The organism is Vibrio sp. 10N.222.52.B7 (assembly GCF_041474275.1).
Lineage (GTDB): Bacteria > Pseudomonadota > Gammaproteobacteria > Enterobacterales > Vibrionaceae > Vibrio > Vibrio crassostreae_C.
In genome coordinates, this window is the sequence record NZ_JBFRTU010000422.1 from 1 (window position 1) to 334 (window position 334).

General features: G+C 43.7%; 1 protein-coding gene. It reads left to right on the forward strand.

The annotated features are described in order from the left end of the window. Positions 1-334, forward strand: a 334-nt coding sequence (locus AB4512_RS23505) for a PTS sugar transporter subunit IIA (protein ID WP_372175934.1), incomplete at both ends; no start/stop codon positions are given.

Sequence of the window (334 nt, forward strand, 5' to 3'; positions counted from 1 at the left end):
GGCAGTATTTGAAGAGCTTGTTGAACTGCTCGACCGTGCCGGTAAGCTCTCGAGTAAAAGTGATTTCCTTGATGATATCTGGAAGCGTGAAGCTATAGGTAATACTGGATTTGATGATGGTATTGCGATTCCACACGCGAAAAGTAAAGCCGTAGCTAAACCTGCTGTCGCCGTTGGTATCAGTCGTTCTGGAATCGATTATGGGGCCGACGGTGGTGAATTGTCTGATGTGTTCTTCATGCTCGCTTCACCCGATAACAATGATGATCATCATATCGAGGTATTGGCTCAAATATCGACCAAACTGATTGAAGATGACTTTGTTACAAAATTA